Origin of the sequence: Pseudoalteromonas sp. c7(2019) (assembly GCF_011378625.1) — a bacterium.
Taxonomy (GTDB): Bacteria; Pseudomonadota; Gammaproteobacteria; order Enterobacterales; family Alteromonadaceae; genus Pseudoalteromonas; species Pseudoalteromonas arctica.
On the sequence record NZ_WTKS01000140.1, the window covers coordinates 1 to 315 of the forward strand.

A 315-nucleotide genomic window follows, 5' to 3' on the forward strand; every position below is an offset into this window, starting at 1 on the left:
ATCGTTTGCTGGCGTCACACTTGGATCATCCGATGCCGGTAAACCATCAACCGTGCCATCGTTTGGCGTTAAGGTATACGCCGGTAAATCTTGACCACTGTTGACAAGATCAACACCGGCTTGGGTTAATACGACGGTATCACCATCAAGCGCGTAGTTGACGGTGTCGCTGAGCGTCACGGTCACATCGTCGCCATCTTCATCTGACGTAGTAAACGTAGACACCACGGCGCCAGGGACAACATTCGCCGCATCTTCCACAAAGTCATTTGAGTTCGTAATAGTGATCACCGGCGCATCGTTTGCTGGCGTCAC

1 protein-coding gene is annotated in these 315 nt (G+C 52.1%); it reads right to left on the minus strand.

Translation table 11 applies throughout. The features are described 5' to 3' along the window. Positions 1–225: hypothetical protein (locus GQR38_RS20330; protein WP_165738088.1), on the minus strand; the 225-nt coding region annotated here is incomplete at its 3' end. Between the last annotated feature and the right edge of the window lie 90 nt (positions 226–315).